Genomic DNA, 24,887 nt, shown 5'->3' on the forward strand with positions numbered 1-24,887 from the left:
ATTAAAACGCCGCATAAAGACGACCGGGATTAAAAATGCCGTGGGCATCCAGCTCCGCCTTCAGGTTACGGTGATATTTTTCCACTACCTTGTTGAGCGGAGTGAAAGGCTCGACGGCGCCACCCTGCGCGTGCGGCGTGTAGCAGGTGGCATGACCACCTACCGCTTCGCAGGCGGCGCGCAACGTACTGGCCTCTAGGGAGGTTTTTAGCCAGCGCTGACAGCCTGCCCAGTCATAGAAGATATCTGTTTCAGGAATATCCAATTTCAGTGGCGCGGTGTGTGGCGGCAGCGATAGCCGCCACAGGGCTTGGCCGTCGTTAAGCTGAAAGAAGGCGTGGCTATGATCGCGCAGCGAGGTCCAGAAACTGGCCTCAAGCGACTCGCCACCCAGACGTGTTTGGGTCGCGCTGACCGAGCTTTTACCGCCCTCGAGGCGCAGAAATAGCTCGCCGTTATGCCAGGCAGCAGCGGTAATCGGCAGCGGCTGGCGACCCAGCTCGGCGAGTTTTTTAAGCGCGTCGGCAAGGTTAAGGGGTAGCCGTAAACTGTGCGTGGCGGTGGGAATAGGCAGCACTTTAAACGAGATATCGGTTAGCACGCCGAGGGTGCCCTGGGCGCCTGCCATTAAGCGCGAAAGATCGTATCCGGCGACGTTCTTCATCACTTCACCGCCAAAGCGCAGCAGCTTGCCCTCTTGGGTGATCACTCGCGTGCCGAGTACAAAATCACGCGCGGCACCCGCCCAGGGGCGGCGTGGGCCGGAGAGCCCCGTGGCGACCGCACCACCAATGGTAGAGGCTTCGCCGAAGATAGGCGGCTCGAAGGCCAGCATTTGGTGGTTTTCCGCCAGCGCGGCGTGGAGCGCGCTTAGCCGCGTACCGGCGCGGACGGTGACGACCAGCTCCACGGGATCGTAAGACACGATGCCGCTATGGGCCGCTAAATTTAGCGCTTGGCCTTCCACCGGGCGGCCATAAAAGCCACGCGTGTCGCCGCCTACAATACGCAGCGGTGTTCGGTCGGTGTAGGCGCTGCGGACCTGTTCGCACAACTGATCGCCGATATCTTGGTCGGCAGCGTGTATCGCTAGTTCGGTCATGGTGGTTCCTTATGGCATCAGAAGCGTGGTAGCTCCGGATGCGGTAACTCGTTGTTATGCACATGCATGGCGCCAAATTCCGCACAGCGCGCCAGGGTGGGAATATTCTTACCTGGGTTAAGCAGTCGCTGTGGATCAAAAGCGGCTTTCAAGGCGTGAAAAACGCTGATCTCATCCGGCTGGAACTGGCTGCACATCTGGTTGATCTTCTCGCGGCCAACGCCATGCTCGCCGGTAATTGAGCCGCCCGCCGCCACGCACAGCTCAAGGATCTTGCCGCCGACCTCTTCAGCCAGGGCTAGCTGGCCCTCTTGGTTGGCATCAAACAGAATCAGTGGGTGCATATTGCCATCGCCGGCGTGGAAGACGTTGGCCACCGCCAGGCCGCTCTCTTCGGAAAGCGCGGCGATGCCTTTTAGCACGCGGGGGAGTTCACGGCGCGGAATGGTGCCATCCATGCAGTAGTAGTCCGGTGACATACGACCCACCGCCGGGAAGGCGTTCTTACGCCCGGCCCAGAACTTGGCGCGCTCGGCTTCATCGCGCGCTTGCTGAATATTGGTCGCTCCGGCTTTTTCCAGCACTCCGCGCACGGTATCGCAGTCGTCGTCGACATCGGCTTCAACGCCATCCAGCTCGCAGAGCAGAATGGCTTCGGCATCCAGCGGGTAGCCAGCTTTCACAAAATCCTCGGCGGCTTTAATCGCCAGTTTATCCATCATCTCCAGGCCGCCAGGAATAATCCCGGCCGCGATGATATCGCCAACGGCGCGCCCGGCTTTTTCGACGTCGTCGAAGCTTGCCATCAATACTTTGGCGGTTTCCGGTTTGGGCAGTAGCTTGACGGTGATTTCGGTGACCACGCCGAGCATGCCTTCCGAGCCATTCATTAGCGCCAGTAGGTCAAAGCCGGGGGCGTCCAGGGACTCGGCGCCCAGCGTCATTGCCTCGCCCTCAATGGTGAGCACGTCCACGCGCATCACGTTATGCACCGTCAAACCATATTTTAAGCAGTGCACGCCGCCAGCATTTTCAGCCACGTTGCCGCCAATGGAGCAGGCAATTTGCGACGAAGGGTCCGGCGCGTAGTAAAGCCCGTAAGGTGCGGCAGCTTCGGAAATTGCCAGGTTGCGAACGCCGGGCTGAACCCGCGCCAGGCGAGCATCAGGGTCGACTTTCAGAATCTGGTTAAAGCGCGACATCACCAGCAGCACACCCTGTTCCAGCGGCAGTGCGCCACCGGAAAGACCGGTACCCGCGCCACGGGTAACCACCGGTACGCCGAGCGCATGGCAGCGCATCAGCAGGCCTTTTACCTGGTCCAGGGTTTCAGGCAGTGCCACCAGCATGGGTAGCACGCGATAGGCCGCCAGCCCATCGCACTCGAAGGGGCGCAGGTCTTCTTCGCGGTGCAGCAGCGTCATCTCCGGCACGGCTTGCTGCAGGTCGGCTAAGACCTCGCTTTTATCACGCCGAACCAGCTCACCGTCCAGGCGTTCATCAAAGAGGATATTCATCACGACATCCCAGGCTTATTATCATTAAAGGTAAATGCTAAAACGGTCTATGCGGCTATCTTTCACGCACATCTATCTTTCTAACAACGTTGGCTCAATTTGGGCTTTTTTTGCGCGTCTGTCTAGGCTGTGGTGCATTGGTCTGACCAGTAATTGGTCGACCCTATCATTAACATGGATGCCTTCTGCGTTGAGTCCTGGCAAGCTGTTTAAACAGTTTTGGAGGAGAGTTCACATGCCATCGGCGAACCAAGCGTTGTCACCCGGGCAGCGAATGCCTGAACACGTGGCCACTCGGCTTGAGCGCCTGATACTTGATGGCGTGTTTCGCCCCGGCCAGTTGCTTCCTTCTGAGCGGCGGCTATGCGAACGGCTGGGGGTCTCTCGGGCTTCGCTGCGTGAAGGGCTGCGCATTTTGCGCAGCAAGGGCATTATTGATACCCGCCAGGGCCACGGTTCAACGGTCGCCACGCTTCTACCGGTGGGCAACCAGAGCCCATTAATGCATCTGTTTAAAGACCACCCGCGCACGCTGTTTGATCTGTTAGAGGTGCGCGCACTGCTGGAAGGGGAGTCGGCCTGGTTGGCTGCCAGCCGTGGCACCTCTGCGGATCGGGTGCTGATCACCCGGCGCTACCGTGAAATGACCGATTACGCGCAGAGTGCAGAAGAAATTGACGTTGAACGGCTTGCCAGGCTTGACCACGCCTTTCATCTGGCGGTATCGCAAGCGTCCCACAACCCGGTATTAGTGCATACGCTGCAGAGCCTGACCGATTTGCTGCTTAGTTCGGTATTTGCCTCAGTCAAGCACCTTTACCATTTGCCTGCGCCCCGCGCGATGATCAATCACCAGCATCAGCAGTTACACGATGCAGTGGTTCGCGGTGAAGCCGAGCAGGCAAAGAGGGTGGCGTTGGAGCACCTTTCCAGCATTAGCCAACTGCTGCGCGACATAGATGATGAGAACGAGCGGTTGGAGCGCTCTTCCATGCGGCTTGAAGAGTGGCGGTAGCTCAAGTATTAACACAGTCGGCATCAACAATAATTTCGGAGACTAATATGGCGATTTATCAATACGGCGAGCATCAGCCCGACATCCATGACGATGTCTATATTGCCGAAACCGCGGATGTTATCGGCCAGGTAACGTTAAAAGCCCGCTCTAGCGTGTGGTATCAGGCCGTGCTGCGCGGTGATGCCGATCACTTGGAAATTGGTGAAGAGAGCAATATTCAGGACGGCGCTGTGCTGCATGCCGATCCTGGTTTTCCCCTCCAAGTAGGGCGGGGCGTAACGGTAGGCCATCAGGCGATGCTGCATGGCTGCACCATTGGCGATGGCTGTCTGATTGGTATTCAAGCGGTGGTACTTAATGGTGCGGTGATTGGCGAAAACAGCCTGGTGGGCGCGGGTGCTTTTATCAAGGAAGGTGCGGAGTTTCCGCCTAACTCGTTAATCGTTGGCTCGCCTGCACGCGTCGTGAGAGAGCTTTCCGAAGAAGTGGTGGCGGGTTTGAAGCAGAACGCTCAAAGCTACGTCGAACGCGGCAAGCTCCACAGCCAAGAACTGAAACGTATCGGCTAGCGCTTAAACATGAAACCGCAACCCCCAGGCTAAGCCTGGAGGGTTGCGTTTAAACACTTGCTAGCGAGATTTACGGCTACATCAATGGGTCGGTCACGCCTATCACGTAGAACGCAATCAGCGCGATGATACCGGTAAAGATAAGGTAGTAGATCGTCGGTAGGATCGTCTTACGAATCGTTGCCCCTTCACGACCAAGCAGACCCACCGTGGCGGAGGCTGCGACGACGTTATGGATGGCGATCATATTGCCGGCTGCCGCCCCCACAGCTTGCAGCGCTACCATCATCGCCGTGGAAAGCCCCAAGGTCTCCGCAACGCTGAATTGGAACTCTGCCAACATCAGATTAGAGACCGTGTTCGAGCCTGCAATAAAGGCTCCCATCGCCCCGATTGCGGGAGCAAAGAGCGGGTAGATGCCGCCTACATTATTAGCCACCGCTTGTGCCATCATCACCGGCATCGAAACCAGGTCAGCCCCGTTAACGCCGGAGTTAATTAGTATGCGCACCATCGGCACGGTAAAGATCAACACGAAGCCAGCGCCAAAGATCGTTTTTGTCGACTCCGAAACGGCCGCGCTGATTTTTTGCGGGTTCATGCGGTGCAAGAAGTAGGTAACGATCACCACGGCAATAATAATACCACCGGGCAGGTAGAGAGGCTGCACGCCGCCGCTAACGCCCGCTTCGCCAAGAATATTATTCCAGTTGAGGTTAATAGACGTTAGCGCGACACGCAGGGGCTCAATCGTCCGGGAGGCCACTAGGAACAGCGCTAGCAATACGTAGGGAACCCAGCCTTTGAAGGTCGACATCGGGGCCTTGCCCACTACGTCATCAAGCTTGATCTGCAGGTTGCCGATCCACTCGTCTGGCCAAGCAGAGGACTCGGGAAAATCCCAGGTGTCTTTGGGCAGCAGGAAACCACGCTTGGCGGCTGGTACGACAATCGCCAGGCCTACCATGGCGCCGATCATCGACGGGAACTCAGGCCCCAACAGCACCCCGACCAGCATATAAGGCACTACGAAGCAGATACCGGTAAAGATAGCGAATGGGGTAATTGACAGCCCCTCTTTCCACGACTTATTGGCACCGAAGAAGCGCACCATCACGGTCACCAGAATCAGCGGCATTAAGATACCTACAATACCGTGAGTAATTGCCACTTCGCTGGTGACTAGCTGGAAGAACACATCCCAACTGGAGCCTACCGAGTCAAGTTCGGTAGTAATACCTGCTCGATCCAGACCGCTACCCACACCGACCACAATAGGTGTGCCTACTGCACCGAAGGAGACCGGCGTGGATTGAATCATCATGCCCACCACTACCGCCGCTAGCGCCGGGAAGCCAAGGGCCACCATCAGCGGTGCGGCAACGGCTGCTGGCGTACCGAAGCCAGAGGCGCCTTCGATAAAGCAGCCAAAAAGCCAGGCAACGATCAGCGCCTGTACTCGGCGGTCCGGGCTAATGCCTGAAAAGCCGTTACGAATAGCGGTAATACCACCGGAGTGCTTGAGGGTGTTAAGCAGCAGGATGGCGCCAAAGATGATCCATAGAAGACCGGCAGTCTGGATCAAGCCTTGAATAGTCGACGCTGCTACGCGACTAAACGACATATCCCAAGCGGTTAAGCCGATGACAGCGGCGGTCAGGAAGACAATCGGCATCGCTATTTTGGCCGGTATTTTAAACCCGATGAGCAAAACACCGGCCAGCAACAGCGGCAAGAAGGCCAGAAGTGCAAGTATCGTTTCATTCATGGAAGAAACTGCCCCTTGTTATTGATTTGGTATGCTTCGCAATAACCGTCTGGCGGTTATGCCACCAGTCGGGTGTAGATGAAAGATACGTTTAGGCTAACAATATGACTACATTGGAAAATTGGTCTTACCAGTTAAATGTTTGCTTGGAAAGCTTTTAGAGACTAGTTTTTATAAGGTAAGTATTTGTTTTTAATAATTTGTTAGAGAAGAGCGTAGGCTAAGTGTCAAAGCATGCCATTAGACTAATAGACAGTGTCTACAGGCGGCTCTTGCGCCGTAAGTTTCTTAAGCTCATTGTTTGGCTAGGCAGCACTCGCAAGCAACGTTAACGCACTAATTTCTCAACTCTTTTAATCCATTAATTTAGCCATAGTTATACCCTCTATTTTTCAACCAGAAGGCGGTCAGAATGGCTCTAAAACTTTACGATCTATGCGGGCGCAACGAGTGGCTACGTTTTTCACCTTTCTGCTGGCGTGTGCGTATGGCGCTTGCCCATAAAGGCCTAGAATTCACCTCCGTGGCGTGGCGATTCAAAGACAAACAGGCGCTAGCGTTTGCCGACTACGATAAGGTGCCGGTGCTTTGTGATGGAGACCGCGTCGTCACCGATAGCCTCGACATCATGCGCTATTTGGATGAAGCCTATCCCGAGGCGCCCGTGCTGGGCGAAGGAGCCAGCTATCAGCGAGCGCTGCTGTTCAAATATATCGTCGAGCGCAGCGTAAACCCGGCGCTATTCCGAATTATCGCCATGGATTTATTCGCCGCCGTGCATCCTGACGACCAAGACTATTTTCGTAAAACACGCGAGGCGCGTTTTGGCTGCACGCTGGAAGAATTCCACCAGCCTGATCAAGGTAAACAGCAGCTTAAGCAGGCATTAGCGCCGGTTCGAGATATGTTGCGGGTTAGCGCATTTTTAGACGGCAATGCACCCAGCGGCGCAGATTACCTGCTGTTTGGGAGCATGATGTGGGCATATGTGGTATCGACTCAGGAGCTTGTCGCGCCTGATGATCCGGTCAGTGAATGGTTCCAGCGCATGCTGAGTGCGCACAATGGCGTGGCAGGTAAGGCGCTCACCGTTCGCGATTTATAACGCTGGATGGCGGCACCTCATCGGTGCCGCTGTAAGCAATTAGAAAGCATCGATACACTCGTTTGAGAGTGGATCCACGCTTTTTTAAGGAGATGGCAATGATTGATCTGTATTACTGGACAACCCCCAACGGCCACAAAATCTCCATTATGCTCGAGGAAGCCAAGCTGGCGTACCGAGTGAAGCCGATTAACATTGGGCGAGGTGAGCAGTTTGATCCTGAATTTCTCACCATCGCCCCCAATAACCGCATTCCCGCCATCGTGGATCACGCTCCCCAGGACGGCGGTCAGCCGCTAGCGATGTTTGAGTCGGGCGCAATTCTAGAGTACCTCGCTGATAAGAGTGGCCTATTTCTGCCTTCAACAGGGCGCGAACGCTATATCGTGCTGCAGTGGCTTCATTGGCAAATGGGCGGCTTAGGCCCCATGGCAGGGCAGAATCATCACTTTTGCCACTATGCACCGCACAAAATTGAGTACGCGATTGAGCGCTACGTGCGCGAAACCAACCGCCTCTACAGCGTATTGGATCAGCGCCTCGCGCAGCACACCTATGTGGGTGGTGAGGACTACTCGATTGCCGATATGGCGATCTATCCGTGGATCGTGCCGTGGGAAAAACAGCGTCAGACGTTAGAAGAGTTTCCGGACTTGGAGCGCTGGTTTGACATGATCAAAGCGCGGCCAGCGGTGCGGCGCGCCTACGCCTTGGTAGAAGAAGTAAATCCGCAGGCGGGCGTCGAAATGGACGAGCAGGCGCGTAAGCACTTGTTCGGAAACCGTTAGTAGCAAATGGTGATCAGCCTTTTTAACAGCCTGGAAGTGAGCCTGTGCAGGATGATGAAAAATCATGTTGCGCTGCACAAAAAGCACTGCTAGCTTTAAGTACAGCGGAGGCAAAAGCCTTACTAAGAACCGTCTAATCGAGGCGTGTTTATTTGCAAGCTCTCTGGAGGTATTACGATGAATAATGCAACTGATAAGACCAAGCAACAGTTTGAGTCCGTTTTTGTATCACCCATGCGTTCATACACGCTGTCAGCGCTTGATTATTACGATCAGCTGTTCAGCGCTCAATTGGATGCTGCTCGTGCCTACTCTGATATGGCCATCTCACAAGCGCGTACTTGGCTGGATGTGAAAGATGCCGACAGTTTTAAGAAAGCCATGGAAAGCCAGCAGAAAACGGCGAGCGAGTTCATGGAGCGCGTGAAGGGCGATACCGAAAAAGTGACCTCTATTAGCCAAAGCTTTGCTGAAGAAAGCCAGAAGCAGGCAGAAGAGACTACTAAGAACGCGGTAGCTAAAGCCAAGCAATAACGCTTGTTAGCCTGCTTGGCTAGTCTGCATTAGCTAGTGAGTATGAGTTAAAACGTCGGTATAAAACGCTGCGCCTTTTAAAGTCGCGGCGTTTTTTTGTATACATTAAATGGTAGATTTACGCTTTTGAAGCTCGATCGATTAACCGAAAGCGTGCAATACGAATAATTTGCTCAATGGCCGTTTGCCGCTCTGTTGCTAAGTCGTTGTTCAGACGCTCCTCAAAAGCGGCCAAAATTGCATGCCGATCGAGCCCTTTAACCGCAATCACAAAGGGAAAGCCAAACTTCTCCTTATAGGCGGCGTTGAGGCTTTCAAAACGCGCAAATTCTTCCGGGCTGCATTGGTCAAGCCCTGCGCCTGCCTGTTCGCTGGTCGAATCTTGCGTCAACTCACCGGCCAAAGCGGCTTTGCCTGCCAAGTCAGGGTGTGCTTGTATTACCTTAATTTGCTGTTCACTGCTCGCCTGCTGCAACATAAGACCCATTAGTTCGGCCAGGGCGTTCGGGGCGTCATGGGCTTCAGTCAAGCCATGCCGCCAAGCGGCCTCTGCCACCCAGGGCGAATGCTCATAAACATCGCCATAGTGATGGGTCAGCATTTCAAGGCTGCACTGGCTAGGCGCGGGTGAAAGCACTAACGAAGTAGAAGTAGGCACTGAAGTCTCTCCAAAATGAACAGGAATAGGATTACTGTATACAACAAACAGCAGTAACGGTACTCTTTGACCGATAGGTCAGAATAATCAGGCAACGTCATAACAGACAACGTCATAAACAAGGAGTGGCTATGGGACGCTTAACCACCCACGTACTGGACACCGCCAAAGGACAGCCCGGTCATGGCATTACGATTGAGGTGTTTCGCCTTGCCAGCAGTGATCGCGAGCATCTCACTACCGTGACCACCAACAGCGATGGCCGTTGTGATGCGCCCATTCTGGAAGGTGATGCGCTCACTGCAGGGGAGTACGAGCTGGTGTTCCATGCCGGTGACTACCTACGCGCCCAGGGCGTTGAAGCAGCTGAGCCACGCTTTTTAGACGTTATTCCGCTGCGCTTTGGCGTCGCGGACGCCAGCCAGCACTACCATGTGCCGTTGCTTCTCTCTCCTTACGGCTATTCCACCTACCGCGGTAGCTAAGAGGGCTAGGTATGCAGGCATATATTATTGATTTTGTTAACTTGCTGTTGCGCTGGCTACACGTGATTGCGGCTATCGCCTGGATCGGCGAGTCGATTTATTTTGTGATGCTGGATAATAGCCTCCGCTCGCCGAAGGCAGCGGAAGACCGCGAGAAGGGCGTGTTTGGCGAAATGTGGTCGGTGCATGGCGGTGGTTTTTATCACAACCAGAAGTACGCCACCGCGCCTGCCAAGCTACCCAATGATCTGCACTGGTCATTCTGGAAAGCCTACACCACCTGGCTTTCCGGCTTTGCGCTGTTTGTAATTCTCTATATGGTGAATCCGGGGTTCTATCTGGTAAACCCCAACAGCCCCTGGCAGTGGGCCGCCAATCTCACTGGCTGGCAGGCCAACATTCTAGCGCTGGCCTTTTTATTGGGCGGCTGGGTGGTTTACAACGAGCTGTGTAAGCGCATTAGCCCCAATATGGATCGTGATGGCCTGCTTAGCGTCGCGGTTGCCGTAATGATGATCGTGGTGGCCTACCTAAGCACGCAAATGTTCACCGGCCGCGCCGCCTTCCTGCTTACCGGTGCCGTGATGGCGACGGCGATGTCAGCGAACGTCTTCTTCTGGATTATTCCTGGCCAGCGCCGCATGGTAAACGCCATGAAAGCCGGTGATGCACCCAACCCATTGGATGGCAAGCGCGGCAAGCAGCGCTCGGTACATAACACCTACTTTACGCTGCCGGTCGTTTTGCTGATGGTGAGTAATCACTACTCGTTTATCTACTCCCATGAGCTGGCCTGGGTCGTGATGGTGCTGTTTATTTTTGCCGGTGCTTTGATACGGCAGTTCTTTGTCCTGATGCATGCCGGTAAAACCCGGCCAGCGTATCCCGCCTTTGGGGTAGGGCTTATCCTGTTAGCGTTTTGGGTCGCTGCGCCTAGTGCTTCGTCAACGAGTGGCGATACCGACGCTCAAGGGCCAGACCAGGCACAAATCACCGGCCTGATCGAGCAGCACTGTGTGCAGTGCCACGCACGCAATCCGGAGCATGCCGGTTTCTCCGCGCCGCCCGCAGGGTTTGCCTTCGATAGCTGGGATGAAATTCTGGGCCAAAAGACACAGATTCAGCAGGTGGTCGCCAGTCAATATATGCCGTTAGGCAATATGACCAACATGAGTGACGAAGAGCGCGATATCATTGCGGCTTGGGAGGAATGATCAGAGAGGATAGCTATGAGTGATACGCAGGCGCTGGAAAAACGACGCGCTCCCGTTAAAGACACTAAAACTAGTAAAGAGGGCGATGAGCGCCACGAAGCGATTTACCGGTCCATTAGCGATGCGATTGTTGAGCAGCGCTTAAAGCCCGGCGCACGGCTGCGCGAGGATGCGCTGGCAGAGGTGTTTGGCATCAGCCGTACCGGTATTCGTAAAATCTTGCAGCGTTTGGCGCTTGAACAGCTAGTGACCTTAACGCCACGCCGCGGTGCCAGCGTCACCCGCCCCACCGCCGATGAAGCCAAGGACGTATTCGATGCCCGCCAATTAATCGAGTGTGGCTTAATGCCCGATGTAGCGCGGCGCATGGGTGAAAAAGAGGCCGCAGAGCTACGTGAAATGGCCCGCCAGGAGCGCCAAGCGTTGCGCAGCGGCCAGCAAAGCGTGGCCATTCGGCTATCGGCGGATTTTCATGTGCGCTTGGCACAATTATCAGGCAATGCCACTCTGGCGGAGTTTGTCGAACGGCTCTGCTCGCGCTCATCGCTGATTCTCGCCGTCTACGGCCACCGCGGCCACTTGGGCTGCGAATCCCACGACCATGATGACCTCATCGGCTACCTGGAAACAGGCAACGGCGAACGCGCCAAGGCCTTTATGAGCCGCCACCTAAAAGCGATTGAAGCCTCGCTCTCCATGGTCGAAGAGGAAGAGAACGTACCGGATTTGCAGCAGATATTTGGGGGTTAGGGCGCTAGTTTGTTGTTTTAGCGCTTTACGAACATTTACCACTGAGGATGTCACGCATTGAGCGACTTGTAGCTCGCTACAAATCCCTGGATGAAAACTCAGCTCAGCCATTACGAGGGACGCTTAAGTTGGCCTTTAATTTCTTCCCATGACAGCCCTTGAACTTTGCCAGTCTCAAGCTCATCAAGCCGCTGTTCAGCAAGAGAGAGCCAAGCCTCATCGACCCCCTTCATCGTGCTGAGTTTCAAGGCTAGAAATCAGGCAATGAACAAGCAAAGCCCGATCATTGGCTGAAAGCCTTTTTGTCTCTTGAATGACTTGTTCGAGTCTCATGATCGTGGAGCCTCTTTGCATTAGCAGATTTACGCTTTAATTCTAGCATGCCGTAGGCGGGGGGGGGGCGGCATAAAGCAAAGCACGCGGGCGACGAGCCGCGTAGTGGGTTGGCGCCCTATTGTTAGGTTTAAGGATGTGTCAACTCGACTTCATATAGTTTCCTCTTGGCAGGCAACGTTCCGCCGTTGGTAACAGGGCGGACATTTGACAAGCTCCAAGCCCAGTACCCTGATTCCCAGCCGTTTGAACAAGCAGCTTCTACTTCAGAAGGCTGCCATTCATGAACTTCTTCAACATCTACGATTGCGACAGATCTACCATCAACATCGATGGGGTTATCAGCAGACAGAAACATTGAATTTTCTACGATTAAGAGATTTCGAACCGGTAAGGATTCTGGACGCCACGAGCGAACCTCCAGCGTCTTTTTCCCTGCAGCTATATTGGAGCCATGTGGAGCTACTATTGATAGGGCAAGCATCGAGGTTCCTTTTCCTGCCTAGTCTGGTTAGATTACGGTGCATCAATCTTGTTTATTGTTCCAAGAGAAACCGCAACCAGCTTTTCCTCACCATCTGTTTGGGCATACACCTTACACTCACACGTAGATTGACGTTTTCCTGAGTATAAAACTGTTGCCCTAGCGATCAATCTATCTCCGATCGCGGGCCTAACATAGTTTACTTTGTATTCTGACGTGACACAGTTTCCTAATATTGATGCTCCGGCAAAGGTGATACAGTTATCAGCCAAATAGCTAACGACACCGCCATGCGCAAAACCATTGTTTTGCTTGAGGTCATCTCTAATCTCAAGGCTCAATTCAGCAGTTCCGGCCTCAAAAACTTCCAACTCTGCTCCCACAAGCAGGCTGAAAGATTGCTCCGACAGAATCTCTTTTCCTTTCTCTAACATATTGCTCAATTTTCAGCTCCTTATCGGTACTCCGGCAATCTAACCCCTGAATTAGCCTGCCTCGTCACCGCGAATGTCCATGGCGATACGTGTCAAGTCATTACCGAACTGGTGTCCGCCGTGGCTGATCTCGCGAGTGATTGCCTTGGGGATTTGCGCGGCGTGAAGCGCCAGGTGAGCGAACGGGACGATTTCGTCATCACGGCAATGATAGAAAAATATCCGCGGAATCTGCGCGAGCTTGTCGGCAATTTCGCCCGGTAGCTTTAGGTCATCGAAGTTCCATTGATTGTCGTCCCATGTCGGCGCGGCAAGCACGAACAGGCCACCTATGGAATTGCCAAACTTCTCACCTGACAGATACTGCAACAGAATGGACCCGCCCACTGAGTGCGCTACCAAGATCACTTCCCCCGAGATCTTCGATAATTCTGAAGAGATCTTCCGCCCCCAAACCTCTACGCTCGGATTGGATTCATCCGGCATTCGTGGGTAGCGCACGTCATAGTCTGGGCCAAGCGCGCGCTTCAAAGAGCTTGCGAGCACCTCGTCTTCGGCGTGCGCGCCTTCGCCGCCGCCCTGTATGAAAAGAGCGCAGATGCTCATTTCCGTCCAACCGCACAAATGCAGACATTGCGAATGCGAAAGCTCCCATCGGTCGCCGCGTAACGCCGGAACTCCTGGACCAGCCGGTGCTGGTATTCCGCCTGCCGCATGGGTGACTGATCCGAGAGCAAGGCGGCAACTACGGGGGAAACATCTACGAGATATTGGGTGAAGGCTTCGGTGGATGCAAACTCCAGGGCGACAGTCAACTTCTCAGTACGTACATCGGTAAACCCGGCGCGAGCCATCACGCCTTCTAACGGGTCCTGCGGTGCTTCGGGAGGCGGCTCCGGTCGGGGCGGCGCTGAATGAAAAACCTCTTGGGCAACGGTTATGGTGATGCTAGTGAGGGGGAGTCTTGACGCTTCATCCCAGACCGAAGTGGCAAACGAGCCGTTGGGCGTCAGCATGCGCTCTATCTTGACGAGCAGATTCGGATGATCTGGCAGCGACGTTATTCCCCAGCGACAAAAAATGGCATCAAAGCTGTGGTCTGGAAAATCCAGACGTTCAGCATCGGCTTCGATAAACGCGATATTCGTCAGTCCAGAGGTACTTGCTCTGATCCGAGCGATATCGAGCATCTGCTTCGAGATGTCGGTGGCGACAACCCGCCCGGCAGGCCCGACACGCCTTGCAACTGACAACGCGGGTTCGCCGATGCCCGTCGCGATGTCCAACACCCGCTTGCCAGGTGCAACGTCGGCCAGATCGATCAAGCGATCGTTGACGTGTTGCGCGCCATCTTCGATCGTGCGCCACCACTTTTCCCAACCCGCAGCGACGCGATCCCACTGTTGACGTTGTCGCTCCACGTCATGCTTTGCGTCTGTAGACCCAGTCTTCATGGCTCGGATTGCATCTGCATGTTCAGGCTAACGCCGCAATTAGAATTTTTATTACCACTAAAACTTGCCTTGTATTTTTCTTACGAAAGATTCAACACGTTGTTTTGATGCTCTTTCGCTATTATACAGTGACAACATATTGAACTTGCAGCGTTTTGTACATGCGCCTAGCAGAGCAGTTTTTAGTACCCGTTTTACTGGTTGCCGAAGAACGAACTTATCTACCCACCAAGGTGAACCAAGGGTGGTAATAACTTTTACTTCTTTCAAGTTGTCTAAAAGTGGGGTTATTGTCCCTAAATCATATGCATGATTATATGCATGTCCCGGAGCCCATACTCGATCAAACCACCCTTTTAGAATTGCCGGGAAGCCAAACCACCATGTAGGGAAGACCAGTACCAATGACTCGGCCTGTTTTAATTGCTCAAGTTCATTTTCAAGCAGATCGTCATTAAAATTTTCTTGATAATAACTTTTTCTTTCCTGCTGAGTTAGCGCAGGCTCAAAGTTATTTTTATATAGATCAAGAAGAGTAATTTTATAACCATTTGAGGTTAAATGTTCAACTGTCTGAGCCGCTAAGTAATGGCATAAACTATCCTCTAAAGGGTGTGATACCACAACCAAACACTTCACTAAAACCTCCTTAAATTCTAACGCCGCTCAGTACGCGCGATTACGGAATGGAGGCGGAGCCGCAATGTAGTAACCGTCGCCGTGACTGGCATGGCTAGAAACTATTTGCACGGTCCCTAGCCCTCCGACTTGTATACGATCCAGCCCCGATAGGACTCTGGCTTGATTTCTTCAGTTTCCACTGGCTCAACGGCAACCTTGGACAACCACTGCTCTGGATCAATTTGCTCAAAAGTTTCAGAGCTAACCTTGTACACATACCCCACTTGATCCCAATCGACATCAGTATTCTTTAACACTATACGAGGTGGGCGCTTCGAGGTTTCAACAGAGAAAATTGCCCCGTCGCCTAAGGGACGAAATGAGATGGCGAAGGGGATTGCCAGCTCTCGCTCTGAAACAGCATAAACACCATGCTCGTTATCCGCCACGCCATATCCAACACCCTGCGTCGGATTCAGCAGATCAAGTTTTTTGCGAGTACCATGGTACAGATAATCGGGCTTACCCATAGCTCAACTCGTTTCTAACAGTTTATTCATGCGCATGCGCGTAAACATCCCAGACCACTTTTTTAAATTGCGAATAAACACATATTGTATTCTTTCAACTCATTGTTTTTAATAAAAATAAGCCCTCGTCACATGAACCTACCAGAAAAACACGCACTACAGATCGAAAATAGCTCATTTCGCTGAATTCTGATACCGCAAAATACGTTGCTTGGTAGCGCCATGGGAAGGAGTTGACAGGTTTCAAACTGACCTCGCCAGCCCGCACCTAAAAAAAGCGCCATCGTTTTTACCGATGGCGCTTTTATGATTTTATAATCAGTTAGTTACGGCGCGCTAGTCTACTGCTAAGCCAACGCAGGCGCAGTCTTAAACTGCTTCATCAAGCCGTAGTAGAACAGCCCGCCCAAGCCTGCACCGATCAGCCAGCCGTAGCCGCCAAGCGTGGATAGGGCGGGTACTAACATAGTAGAAAGCGAGAAAAGCGCCGCCACGCCAAAAGCGATAAGCGCGCGGGTGTTCCAGCCGTTTACGTAGTAATAGGCGCCGCCCGGTGCTGATGAGAACAGCTCCTGCATGTTTAGGTGCTGGCGCTTAATCAGGTAGTAGTCGACCACGATAATGCCGTAGAAGGGTGCGACGATGGCCCCCAGCGCATTTACAAAGCCGGGAACGCCGATCTGGCTGATGACTGAAAGCCATAGCGCGCCGACAAAGAATGCAATCACTGCGGTAATCAGGCCTCCCATCTTAAAGCTGATTTTGCTGGGAAACAGGTTGGCCAGGTCGTAAGCGGGGGGAATAAAGTTGGCGACCAGGTTGATACCCACCGTGGCGGCAAAGAAGGTGAGGGCGGCGATAATGGTCAGCGGCAGTGAATCTACTCGCTCAACGATATCGGCGGGGTTGGTCAGCGCCTCGCCAAACAGCACCAGGGTGCCCGCGGTAATAATCAGCGCGATAAACGAGAAGAACGCCACGTTAAGCGGCAAGCCCAGCAGGTTGCCCAGCTTCATCTGGCGCTCGGTTTTCACAAAGCGGGTGAAGTCACCGAAGTTGATTACCACCGCCGCGAAATAGGCCACCATGGTGCCGACAATCGCCATAAAGGCCGCGAGTGAGCTGCCGCTGCTTTCACCGTCGCCGCTAAAAATGGTGCCAATGGCGGGGATTAGCTCGCTGCCCGCCTGATACCAAACAATGACCATCAGCACCAGCATCACCACGTAGACCATCGGGCCTGCCCAGTTGAGGAAGTGCTTAATGCGCTCAATGCCTTGCCAGAAGATCGCAATCTGAAACAGCCACACGATCACAAATGACACCCAGGCGACGCCGGAAAGCCCCAGGAAGGTGCCGCCATCGCCCGCGCCAACGAAGGCGGTAATCAGCAGGGTGACGGCGGTGGAGGCGAAGTAGGTCTGCACGCCATACCAAAAAATCCCCACGATAGCGCGCAGCATCGCGGGCAGGTTGGCGCCGCGCACGCCCATACTGGCACGCACCATCACCGGAAACGGAATGCCGTATTTAACGCTGGGTTTACCGGTCAGGTTAACCAAGCACATCACGATCACACCGGCCAGGATAATCGCCGCCATCACCGCCCAGCCATTCAGGCGATAGGTTAAAAACAGCGAGGCCGCCAGGGTGTAGCCAAATAGGCTCTGGATGTCGTTAGACCAGACGTTAAAAATTTCAAACGCACCCCAGTAACGATCCTGGGGTTTCAGCGGGGCCAGATCCTCGTTATACAGTGTGGGATCGATGTGCTTGATATCCAGGTCGCTCACGTCGTTGCTCTCTTTCATCGTATTGGCTCGCAGGTTGGCAAATGGAGTTACTGGCTAAAGCGCTGGCAGGGAGCCCAGTACTTCATGAGCAGGTAGTAGCTAACGCCTGCGGGAATCAGGCTGGCGTACCACGAGATCGCCGAGAAAGAGAGCGCCGCCGCAATACCGATCGCGGTGGCGATAAACGCGGCTAGGTTGACGCCTTGGTAGGGGCCGTTGGCGTCGTATAGCTTGTCGATATCCAGCGTGCGGCGGCGAATGACGTAATAATCCACCACCAGAATGGCGAAGATCGGGCCTAGAAAGGCGGAGTAGGTCTGCACAAATAGCTGCAGGCCCGCCGCAGAGCCCGGCTGCACCAGCTTCCAGGGGAAGGTGGCGAAAGCCAGTAGCCCCACGATCACTGTGGCGACAGAGAACTTGATCTTAAAGACGTCCATTAGCACGTAAGTCGGCGGCACCACGTTGTTGAGTACGTTGGTGGTCACCTGGGCAAAGGCGATGAAGAGCAGGGTGGTCATCAATAACGGGGTGTTATCCACCGCGTTGGCAAATACCTGGATAGGATCGGCGGTGCCGGTGGCCTCGGACACCATATAGCCAATCAAGCCCATAAACAGCGTGCAGGGCAGAATCGACATGGCGTAAATAGTGGTCAGCAGGCTCTGGGCGGTGCCTTTTTTATGTTCGCGGGAGTAATCGCTGACGTTGAGCATCATGGTGCTGTAGATGCCCAAGAACAGCATGGTGGCGCCCCAGAAGGGCATGCCCCAGGAGCCTTCCATGGTTAGCAGGCTGGCAGAAAGCTCATCGCCATAGCGCTGAACTGTGGCGTAGAACATATACATCAACGAGGCGAGGATAAAGGCGCTGCCGATATTCTCTAACCACTTGATGCCCTGAAAGCCCATTACCGATAGGCCGATTTGCAGAAACTGAAAGGTAATAAAGTAGAAGATAAGGTTGTCGAAGCCGAATAGCGTGGCCGACACCATGTTGAGTGCCCCGGCGCCAATCCAGCTTTGAAAGCCGTACCACACCACCGCAGGCACGGCGCGAACCAAGCCGGGTAGACGCGTGCCGGTAAAGCCAAAGGCGCTGCGCGCCTGCACCATAAACGGGATGCCGTATTTGTAGCCTGCGGCCCCGTTAATAGCCAGCGCTATGCCGATCACAAAGCAACCAATGGCGATGGCCAGGGTGGCTTGTAACAGGTTTAAGGTGCCGACCACGCTTGAGCCCATGGCGAAGGTGCCAATGGAAACGCAGCCGCCAAACCAGGCCAAAAAGTAGGAGCCGCGCCCCATAATTCGGGTGTGTTGAGGGGCTAGGCTCTCAGCCCCTAGTGCTTTTGATCCGGCATCGGATCGTTCTTCTGACGTAAGAGCTGAGGTTGAGCTCATGATGTCGTCCTCGCAAGATTATCGGTTTTATTAACCCCCGGTTTTAATCGGGGAACGCTTGCGGCGTGGCGTGCTATTGGACGTTCGTGTTTCTTAATCTTTTGTTATTAAATATTTTTCTGAGCCATTGCTTTTTAGAGTGTTGATGACTTAAGCGGTAGCGAAAGGTCTGAAAGCCCAGAAAACTTGCCAGTGAAGGTTTTTGGCCGGGGATAGTCAAGATCACCGTGCTTGCTGGTATACAGCCCTAAACCGACCAGCGACTCCGCCAGTTTCAGCGCGGCGGTTACACCTTCTACCACCGGCAGGCCGACTTCGCGGCTGATCTCTTGGGTCAAATTCGCCATGCCGCCGCAGCCTAAAACGATGGCGCCGATGCCGTCTTCATTCCGGGCGCGGCAGCACTCTTCAACGATGCGGGTAAACGCCGCCTCGGGGTGGTGCTCAAGATTGAGAACCGGAATTTCCGCGGCACGTATGCGCCGGCAGTGGTGGCTAAAGCCGTACTGCTGAAGCAAGTGCTCGGCGATAATGCCAGTGCGGCCCAGCGTGGTGACAATGGAAAAGCGGGTGCTCACCAACGTGGCAAGATGAAACGCCGCTTCGGCAATGCCAATCACCGGCGCGCGGGTGAGTTCGCGGGCAGCGAGCAGGCCGGGATCGCCGAAACAGGCCACTATATAAGCATCGATGCCGCCTTCGCGTTCGCCTTTAAGCACCTCTTCGGCAACTCCCACCGCACTGATCGCTTCATCAAAATGGCTTTCAATAGAAACGGGGCCCGCGTCAGGCTGTGAAGCGCTAACGGTCGTTCCTGCGGCTGCCTGCTGCTGTGCGGCCTGACCCATAGCAGCGGTCATGGAAGCCGTGGTGTTCGGGTTAATAATGCGTATATGCACGTTAAAGAATCCGTATGTAAACAATATAAATTTTCTTGTATACAAAAATAGGGCGGTTTCTAGCCTTACGCAAGCCTCTTGACGTGAATAGACGATAAAAATGTCGCTATAAAAGTTTGACCAATTGTTCAGGATTCAACGGCTTAACGATTTTTTAACTTAGAAACGCTATGAGTGTCAGGGGATTAGCGTCCGGCTGCGTTGCGGTTCGTTATTAATCTCGCTATTTTGTATACAAATAATTTTCTGTAATGCTGGGCTGCTTATTCGCCAGTGACGAGCCGGAAATAGGTATACCGGGAATAGGCATGCTGGAAATCGATATAAAGGGAGCTAGCTATGTCGTCATCCGCTAAGGGCCACTACCCACGCGACTTAATCGGCTACGGGCGCAACCCGCCCCACGCCAATTGGCCCGGCAAGGCGAAAATTGCCGTTCAGTTCGTGCTCAACTACGAGGAGGGCGGCGAGAACTGCGTACTGCATGGCGACTCGGGCTCCGAGCAGTTTCTATCGGAAATTATCGGCGCACCGGCTTATCCCGACCGCCATCTAAGCATGGAGTCGATTTACGAGTACGGCTCCCGCGCCGGGGTATGGCGCATTCTGCGCGAGTTTGAGAAGCGTGATTTGCCGCTCACAGTGTTTGGCGTGGCCATGGCGCTGGAGCGCAATCCGGATGTTGCCATGGCATTTAAAGAGCTGGGCCACGAGATCGCCTGCCACGGCTACCGCTGGATTCACTATCAGGAAGTGCCTGAGCACGTTGAACGCGAACACCTTCAGCAGGCCATGGAGATTTTTCAGCGCCTTTACGGGGAGAAACCCCAGGGTTGGTATACCGGCCGCGACAGCCCCAATACCCGGCGTTTAGTGTTGGATGAGGGCGGTTTCCTTTACGATAGCGACTACTACGGCGATGACTTGCCTTTCTGGACGCAGGTGACCGATAGTCAGGGCAGTGATCACAACCACCTGATTGTGCCTTACACCCTGGACAGCAACGATATGCGCTTTGCCGCGCCGCAAGGTTTTAACACCGCTGATCACTTCTTTACCTACCTGCGCGATGCCTTTGATGTGCTTTACGCGGAAGGTGAAGAGGCACCGAAGATGCTCTCCATCGGTATGCATTGCCGCTTGCTAGGGCGGCCAGGGCGTTTTCGCGCGCTACAGCGCTTTTTGGATTACATCGAAACCCACGACCGCGTTTGGGTGGCCCGGCGGGTCGATATCGCCCGCCACTGGGCGGAGCACCACCCGCCCTCAACCCGCTAAATTAAGTAGCTCAATAGGATGTTATGACGCCGCATATCGGACAGCGTATTACCGCCCAGTTTGACGCGCTAACTGCCCAGGAGCAGCGGGTGGCGAGCTTTATCCTCGATCACTTTGATGATCTGGCGGTGTACAGTGCCGCTGATTTGGCGCGCTTGACCGGGGTCTCCAAATCGACGGTCAGCCGCCTGTTCAAACGGCTGGGGTTTGAGAGCTACCGCACGGTTAAAGACCACGCCCGCCAGCTGCGCAACCTCGGTGTGCCGTTGGTGATCGATGCCAACGCCATGCAGGATGAGGCGGGGGCGCCGTTTCAGCGCCATTTACAGCGCGAGCAGGAAAACCTGCAGCGCTGCTTAAACGGTATTGCCGCGGATCAGTTTGCCGCCTTGGTAGAGCGCCTGGATAGTGCGCGGCATGTGGTCGTGATCGGGTTTCGGAACAGCTACCCGTTAGCGCTGCATTTTCGCCAGCAGTTGATTCAGGCGCGCACCCAGGTGCGGGTGGTTCCCCACCCAAATCAGTCATTAGCGGAAGAGATCGTCGATTTAACCGAGCAGGATGTAGTGGTGCTGTTTGGCTTTCGCCGCCGCCCGGCGGCATTTGCTTCGCTAATTGATGCCCTTGAGCGCTCGCCTGCCAAGGTAGCCTTACTGGCTGACCCCACCGCAGTCAATTTCGCCTCACAGGTAACGTGGTTTTTTGAAACACCACTGGAAAGCCTCTCCGCCTTCGATAGCTACGCCGCCGCCAATAGCTTAATCTGCCTGATTGCTAACGGCGTGTTGCATCGGCGCTTGGCAAAAGGCCGAGAGCGGATCAGCGCGATTAGCGATGTGTATGCTGATCTTAGTGAGCTGGAAGCGCCCACCATGAGCGTTGATTGGAGTGCGCAGTAGGCTGCCTTGCTGCCTAACATGGTGCATTTCTTTGTTCTGATGGGTTAGAGCTGCACCAATACGCTGCGCTTATTTCTATTCAAACTCTCCTCCCGATGCGGTTTCAACTGCGTTGCGGCTAAGTGTGCCCGCTAAGCGGCTGTTATAAAAAACCTTAGTGACTTCTGGTATCGCAATTGCTTTTGGTGATCATGTGAAACGAAAGTTTCTTTGTTAGATCTTATGCAACAAAACTTTCATTCGCTTTGCTTCCATTGCCAAGACCACTACTGCTAATTATCCAGCGAATTGTCTCTAGCAAAACCAAGAGTTTGCAGAACATACGCCTGCCAGGAGAGCTTTATGAAATCGTTATCGCATCGTTTCCGTAACTCCCTTACCCGTCGCTTCAAATGCCTGCAGTCCAGCGTTTTAGCGACGGGGCTGAGTGCCGCCGTCGCCATTGGGGCATTTACTACCAGCCCCGGCGTTCAGGCGGATGCCCTTGAGGATATCGAATCCCGCGGCACCATTCGGATTGCCGTACCCCAGGATTTTCCGCCCTTTGGTTCGGTGGGTACCGACCTGCAGCCGCGTGGCTACGATATTGATATGGCCCAATACCTTGCTGACGAAATGGGCGTTAAGTTAGAGCTGATCCCCGTTACCAGTGCCAACCGGATTCCCTATTTACAGACCGGCCAGGCGGATTTGGTGATCTCCAGCCTGGGTAAGAATCCGGAACGCGAAGCGGCGATTGACTTTTCTGATGCCTACGCACCGTTCTTTTTAGGTGTGTTCAGCGCTGATGCCGATGAAAGTGTCGAAGGCCCGGATGGCTTAGCGGATAAAACCATCGGTGTCACCCGTGGCGCCGTTGAGGATATGGAGCTTTCCGAGATTGCCCCAGACTCCACCACTGTTCAGCGCTTTGAAGATAACGCCACCACCATCTCCGCGTTTCTGTCTGGCCAGGTTGATTACGTGGCTACCGGTAACGTCGTCGCCGCCGAGATCGCCGAGCGCAATAGCGACCGCGCGCCTTCACTGGTGTATCAGTTGAAAGATTCACCCTGCTACGTGGGCATGAACAAGAACGAGCCCGCGCTGATGGAAGAGGTCAACCGCCTGATTGCCCAGGGGCTGGAGGATGGCACTCTGAATGAGCTGTCCCAGCGTTGGTTTAGCGCCGATCTGCCTGAAAACTTCGGTAGCTGAGGTTCATTATGGGGCCAACACTCGATTTTCTTACCCTGTTGCCCTACGTCAGTGAGCTACTCAAAGGTCTCACCACCACGGTCATTTTGACCGTGGTGACCACTTTGACGGGGCTCGCACTGGCGGTGGCAGTCGCGTATTTACGTGTAAACGCGCAACCATGGGTGCGTTGGGGGCTAGGCGGTTACGTCGAATTGACCCGCAACACACCGTTTATCGTGCAACTGTTCTTTATCTTCTTTGGGCTACCGGGGCTTGGCATTAAAATCGATGCCATCACTGCGGCCTTTATTGCCATGACCCTTAACCTAGCCGCTTACAGTGCCGAGATATTACGCGCTGGTATTAGCGCCACGGCAAAAGGCCAACTGGAGGCCGGACGGGCGCTGGGCATGACCACGCTGCAAAGCTATCGCCATGTGGTGCTGGTGCCCGCTTTTGCGCGGGTTTATCCGGCCCTGATCAGCCAGTCGATTATTGTAATGCTGGGTTCGGCGGTGGTGTCGCAGATTTCGGTATTTGATCTGACCTACGCGGCTAACTTTATCCAGTCGCGCAACTTCCGCAGCTTTGAAGTCTACCTGCTGATCACGCTGGTCTATCTGCTTCTCGCCTTTGGTATGCGGCGCAGCTTTATGCTGGTGGGCAAGCGCGTATTCGCCTATCAGCAAGGAGAACAACGATGATTGAGTTCACCTTCTGGGACATTCTGCGCAACCTGCTACTGGCGGCTCGCTGGACGGTGGTGCTGTCGCTAATTGCTTTTGTAGGCGGGGCGACGGTGGGGCTGCTGTTGACCTTTATGCGTCTCTCCAGCAACCGCTGGCTGCAGCGCTTAACGGCACTCTATGTTGACTTGTTCCAAGGCACGCCGCTGCTGATGCAGCTGTTTCTGATCTTCTTTGGCGCCGCCGCCATGGGGTATCCGATTTCTGCCTGGCTGGCCGCCTCTATTGCACTCACCCTGTTTACCAGTGCGTTTCTGTGTGACATCTGGCGCGGCTGCTTGGAAGCGGTGGCTAAAGGGCAGTGGCACGCGGCGCGGGTGCTGGGCATGAACTACTTCCAGACCATGCGCCATGTGATTCTGCCCCAGGCGCTGCGGCTTTCGATTCCGCCCACGGTGGGTTTTTCGGTACAGGTCATTAAAGGCACGGCGCTGGCCTCCATTATTGGCTTTGTCGAGCTGACCAAGGCGGGCACCATGCTTAATAACGCCACCTTTGAACCCTTCACCATCTTTGCCCTTGTGGCTCTGCTTTACTTCGCGCTGTGCTACCCCCTTTCCTGCTACGCGCGCTATCTGGAGAAAAAGCTCTATGACGCTGGTTTACGTTGATAACGTGCATAAAGCCTTTGGCAATCTGGAAGTGCTTAAAGGCATTAACCTTTCGGTCGCACAGGGCGAAGTCGTAGCGATTATTGGTCGCAGCGGTTCGGGTAAAAGTACCCTACTGCGCTGCCTGAATCAGCTGGAAAAACACGACAGCGGCCAGATCACCATCGCCGATAAGCAGCTGGATGCGGCGTCAATGTCGCCCAAAGAGTTGAGCGAAAACGTCGGCATGGTGTTTCAAAGTTTTAATTTGTTTCCCCATAAAACCGTGGGTGAGAATGTCTGCTTGGCGCCGCTGGTGGTGCGCGGCGAGGCCAAGGCAGAGGTTGAGAAAATCGCTCGGGAAGTGCTCGAGAAAGTGGGCCTCTCGGATAAGTACGATGCTTACCCGGCGCAGCTTTCCGGTGGTCAGCAGCAACGGGTGGCGATCGCCCGGGCGCTGGCGATGCGGCCCAAAGTGATGCTTTGTGATGAAGTGACCTCGGCGCTTGATCCTGAACTGGTGGGTGAAGTGCTGCGGGTGTTGGAAGCCTTGGCAAAAGAGGGTATGACGCTGATTCTGGTGACCCACGAGATGAGCTTTGCCCGTGATGTGGCCGACAGGGTGGTGTTTATGCACCAGGGGCGCATCCATGAAGAGGGCGCCCCCTGTGAGCTGTTCAGCAATCCGCAAACGCCGGAGCTAAAGCAGTTTATCTCTGCCGTGCTTTAGTCGATT

The 24,887-nt window shown here is 54.4% G+C and carries 28 protein-coding genes; 14 read left to right on the forward strand and 14 right to left on the reverse strand.

The window, feature by feature from the left end; translation table 11 throughout:
* Position 1: 1 nt before the first annotated feature.
* On the reverse strand, positions 2-1,102 hold the full coding sequence (gene glcE / locus QT230_RS16980; protein ID WP_308323303.1) for a glycolate oxidase subunit GlcE: 1,101 nt from the start codon (positions 1,100-1,102) through the stop codon (positions 2-4).
* Positions 1,103-1,119: 17 nt separating this feature from the next.
* Entirely contained in the window at positions 1,120-2,619 is a 1,500-nt protein-coding gene (gene glcD / locus QT230_RS16985) for a glycolate oxidase subunit GlcD (protein WP_308323305.1), read from the reverse strand.
* 235 nt (positions 2,620-2,854) lie between these two features.
* On the opposite strand from glcD, the gene glcC reads away from it, so the two are divergent.
* Positions 2,855-3,634 (forward strand): transcriptional regulator GlcC, encoded by a 780-nt coding sequence (gene glcC, locus QT230_RS16990; protein WP_308323307.1) that lies wholly within the window; start codon positions 2,855-2,857, stop codon positions 3,632-3,634.
* A 47-nt stretch (positions 3,635-3,681) separates the two neighbouring features.
* Positions 3,682-4,206, forward strand: a complete 525-nt coding sequence (locus QT230_RS16995) for a gamma carbonic anhydrase family protein (RefSeq protein ID WP_308323308.1) — start codon at positions 3,682-3,684, stop codon at positions 4,204-4,206.
* A gap of 76 nt (positions 4,207-4,282) precedes the next feature.
* On the opposite strand, the gene QT230_RS17000 is transcribed toward QT230_RS16995, so the two are convergent.
* Positions 4,283-5,974, reverse strand: a complete 1,692-nt coding sequence (locus QT230_RS17000; RefSeq protein ID WP_308323309.1) for an L-lactate permease — start codon at positions 5,972-5,974, stop codon at positions 4,283-4,285.
* Positions 5,975-6,386: 412 nt separating this feature from the next.
* On the opposite strand from QT230_RS17000, the gene QT230_RS17005 reads away from it, so the two are divergent.
* The 3 genes from QT230_RS17005 (at position 6,387) to QT230_RS17015 (ending at position 8,401) form a co-directional block, all read left to right on the forward strand.
* The gene (locus QT230_RS17005) at positions 6,387-7,079 is read left to right on the forward strand and encodes a glutathione S-transferase N-terminal domain-containing protein (RefSeq protein ID WP_308323310.1); all 693 of its coding nucleotides are present in this window, start codon (positions 6,387-6,389) and stop codon (positions 7,077-7,079) included.
* Positions 7,080-7,177: 98 nt separating this feature from the next.
* Positions 7,178-7,867, forward strand: coding sequence for a glutathione binding-like protein (locus QT230_RS17010; RefSeq protein WP_308323311.1), 690 nt, complete (start codon positions 7,178-7,180; stop codon positions 7,865-7,867).
* 177 nt (positions 7,868-8,044) lie between these two features.
* Positions 8,045-8,401 (forward strand): phasin family protein, encoded by a 357-nt coding sequence (locus tag QT230_RS17015; RefSeq protein WP_308323312.1) that lies wholly within the window; start codon positions 8,045-8,047, stop codon positions 8,399-8,401.
* A 118-nt stretch (positions 8,402-8,519) separates the two neighbouring features.
* On the opposite strand, the gene uraD is transcribed toward QT230_RS17015, so the two are convergent.
* Positions 8,520-9,059 carry a 2-oxo-4-hydroxy-4-carboxy-5-ureidoimidazoline decarboxylase gene (gene uraD / locus QT230_RS17020; RefSeq protein WP_308323313.1) on the reverse strand — a complete coding sequence of 180 codons (540 nt, stop codon included), beginning with the start codon at positions 9,057-9,059 and terminating at the stop codon, positions 8,520-8,522.
* 131 nt (positions 9,060-9,190) lie between these two features.
* Between uraD and uraH the strand changes: the two genes are divergently transcribed.
* The 3 genes from uraH to QT230_RS17035 are packed head-to-tail and all read left to right on the forward strand — an operon-like array spanning position 9,191 to position 11,508.
* Complete coding sequence (gene uraH, locus QT230_RS17025; protein ID WP_308323314.1) at positions 9,191-9,544, forward strand: hydroxyisourate hydrolase; 354 nt, start codon at positions 9,191-9,193, stop codon at positions 9,542-9,544.
* Between the two features lie 11 nt (positions 9,545-9,555).
* Positions 9,556-10,758 carry a urate hydroxylase PuuD gene (locus QT230_RS17030; RefSeq protein WP_308323316.1) on the forward strand — a complete coding sequence of 401 codons (1,203 nt, stop codon included), beginning with the start codon at positions 9,556-9,558 and terminating at the stop codon, positions 10,756-10,758.
* Positions 10,759-10,773: 15 nt separating this feature from the next.
* Complete coding sequence (locus QT230_RS17035; protein WP_308323318.1) at positions 10,774-11,508, forward strand: GntR family transcriptional regulator; 735 nt, start codon at positions 10,774-10,776, stop codon at positions 11,506-11,508.
* A 110-nt stretch (positions 11,509-11,618) separates the two neighbouring features.
* On the opposite strand, the gene QT230_RS20890 is transcribed toward QT230_RS17035, so the two are convergent.
* From QT230_RS20890 to QT230_RS17080, 10 genes are all read right to left on the reverse strand, one after another.
* Complete coding sequence (locus QT230_RS20890; RefSeq protein WP_374694480.1) at positions 11,619-11,741, reverse strand: addiction module protein; 123 nt, start codon at positions 11,739-11,741, stop codon at positions 11,619-11,621.
* Between the two features lie 230 nt (positions 11,742-11,971).
* A complete protein-coding gene (locus QT230_RS17040) occupies positions 11,972-12,325 on the reverse strand; it encodes an ASCH domain-containing protein (RefSeq protein ID WP_308323320.1) in 354 nt (117 codons plus the stop codon).
* Positions 12,326-12,357: 32 nt separating this feature from the next.
* The gene (locus QT230_RS17045; protein ID WP_308323449.1) at positions 12,358-12,759 is read right to left on the reverse strand and encodes a PaaI family thioesterase; all 402 of its coding nucleotides are present in this window, start codon (positions 12,757-12,759) and stop codon (positions 12,358-12,360) included.
* A gap of 51 nt (positions 12,760-12,810) precedes the next feature.
* On the reverse strand, positions 12,811-13,365 hold the full coding sequence (locus QT230_RS17050) for an alpha/beta hydrolase (RefSeq protein ID WP_308323322.1): 555 nt from the start codon (positions 13,363-13,365) through the stop codon (positions 12,811-12,813).
* Positions 13,362-14,180, reverse strand: coding sequence for a class I SAM-dependent methyltransferase (locus QT230_RS17055; protein WP_308323323.1), 819 nt, complete (start codon positions 14,178-14,180; stop codon positions 13,362-13,364). Before QT230_RS17055 ends, QT230_RS17050 begins: the two co-directional genes overlap by 4 nt.
* Positions 14,181-14,270: 90 nt before the next feature.
* Positions 14,271-14,852 carry an NAD(P)H-dependent oxidoreductase gene (locus tag QT230_RS17060; RefSeq protein ID WP_308323325.1) on the reverse strand — a complete coding sequence of 194 codons (582 nt, stop codon included), beginning with the start codon at positions 14,850-14,852 and terminating at the stop codon, positions 14,271-14,273.
* A 116-nt stretch (positions 14,853-14,968) separates the two neighbouring features.
* A complete protein-coding gene (locus QT230_RS17065) occupies positions 14,969-15,364 on the reverse strand; it encodes a hypothetical protein (RefSeq protein ID WP_308323326.1) in 396 nt (131 codons plus the stop codon).
* Between the two features lie 347 nt (positions 15,365-15,711).
* Positions 15,712-17,175: an NCS1 family nucleobase:cation symporter-1 gene (locus tag QT230_RS17070; RefSeq protein ID WP_308323327.1), complete on the reverse strand. Its 1,464-nt coding sequence runs from the start codon at positions 17,173-17,175 to the stop codon at positions 15,712-15,714.
* Positions 17,176-17,204: 29 nt separating this feature from the next.
* Positions 17,205-18,560 (reverse strand): NCS1 family transporter, encoded by a 1,356-nt coding sequence (locus QT230_RS17075; RefSeq protein ID WP_308323329.1) that lies wholly within the window; start codon positions 18,558-18,560, stop codon positions 17,205-17,207.
* Between the two features lie 134 nt (positions 18,561-18,694).
* Positions 18,695-19,459: an aspartate/glutamate racemase family protein gene (locus QT230_RS17080; protein WP_308323330.1), complete on the reverse strand. Its 765-nt coding sequence runs from the start codon at positions 19,457-19,459 to the stop codon at positions 18,695-18,697.
* A 339-nt stretch (positions 19,460-19,798) separates the two neighbouring features.
* Here QT230_RS17080 and puuE point away from each other — a divergent pair, with 339 nt between their 5' ends.
* The 6 genes from puuE (at position 19,799) to QT230_RS17110 (ending at position 24,881) form a co-directional block, all read left to right on the forward strand.
* The gene (puuE, locus tag QT230_RS17085) at positions 19,799-20,737 is read left to right on the forward strand and encodes an allantoinase PuuE (RefSeq protein ID WP_308323331.1); all 939 of its coding nucleotides are present in this window, start codon (positions 19,799-19,801) and stop codon (positions 20,735-20,737) included.
* 23 nt (positions 20,738-20,760) lie between these two features.
* On the forward strand, positions 20,761-21,636 hold the full coding sequence (locus QT230_RS17090; RefSeq protein ID WP_308323333.1) for a MurR/RpiR family transcriptional regulator: 876 nt from the start codon (positions 20,761-20,763) through the stop codon (positions 21,634-21,636).
* 342 nt (positions 21,637-21,978) lie between these two features.
* The gene (locus QT230_RS17095; protein WP_308323335.1) at positions 21,979-22,833 is read left to right on the forward strand and encodes a transporter substrate-binding domain-containing protein; all 855 of its coding nucleotides are present in this window, start codon (positions 21,979-21,981) and stop codon (positions 22,831-22,833) included.
* Positions 22,834-22,841: 8 nt separating this feature from the next.
* Complete coding sequence (locus tag QT230_RS17100) at positions 22,842-23,519, forward strand: amino acid ABC transporter permease (RefSeq protein WP_035585336.1); 678 nt, start codon at positions 22,842-22,844, stop codon at positions 23,517-23,519.
* On the forward strand, positions 23,516-24,172 hold the full coding sequence (locus QT230_RS17105) for an amino acid ABC transporter permease (RefSeq protein ID WP_308323336.1): 657 nt from the start codon (positions 23,516-23,518) through the stop codon (positions 24,170-24,172). The genes QT230_RS17100 and QT230_RS17105 overlap by 4 nt, the downstream gene beginning before the upstream one ends.
* A complete protein-coding gene (locus QT230_RS17110; RefSeq protein WP_308323338.1) occupies positions 24,153-24,881 on the forward strand; it encodes an amino acid ABC transporter ATP-binding protein in 729 nt (242 codons plus the stop codon). Before QT230_RS17105 ends, QT230_RS17110 begins: the two co-directional genes overlap by 20 nt.
* Positions 24,882-24,887: the final 6 nt, after the last annotated feature.

This window comes from Halomonas sp. SpR8 (genome assembly GCF_031010195.1).
Lineage (GTDB): Bacteria > Pseudomonadota > Gammaproteobacteria > Pseudomonadales > Halomonadaceae > Vreelandella.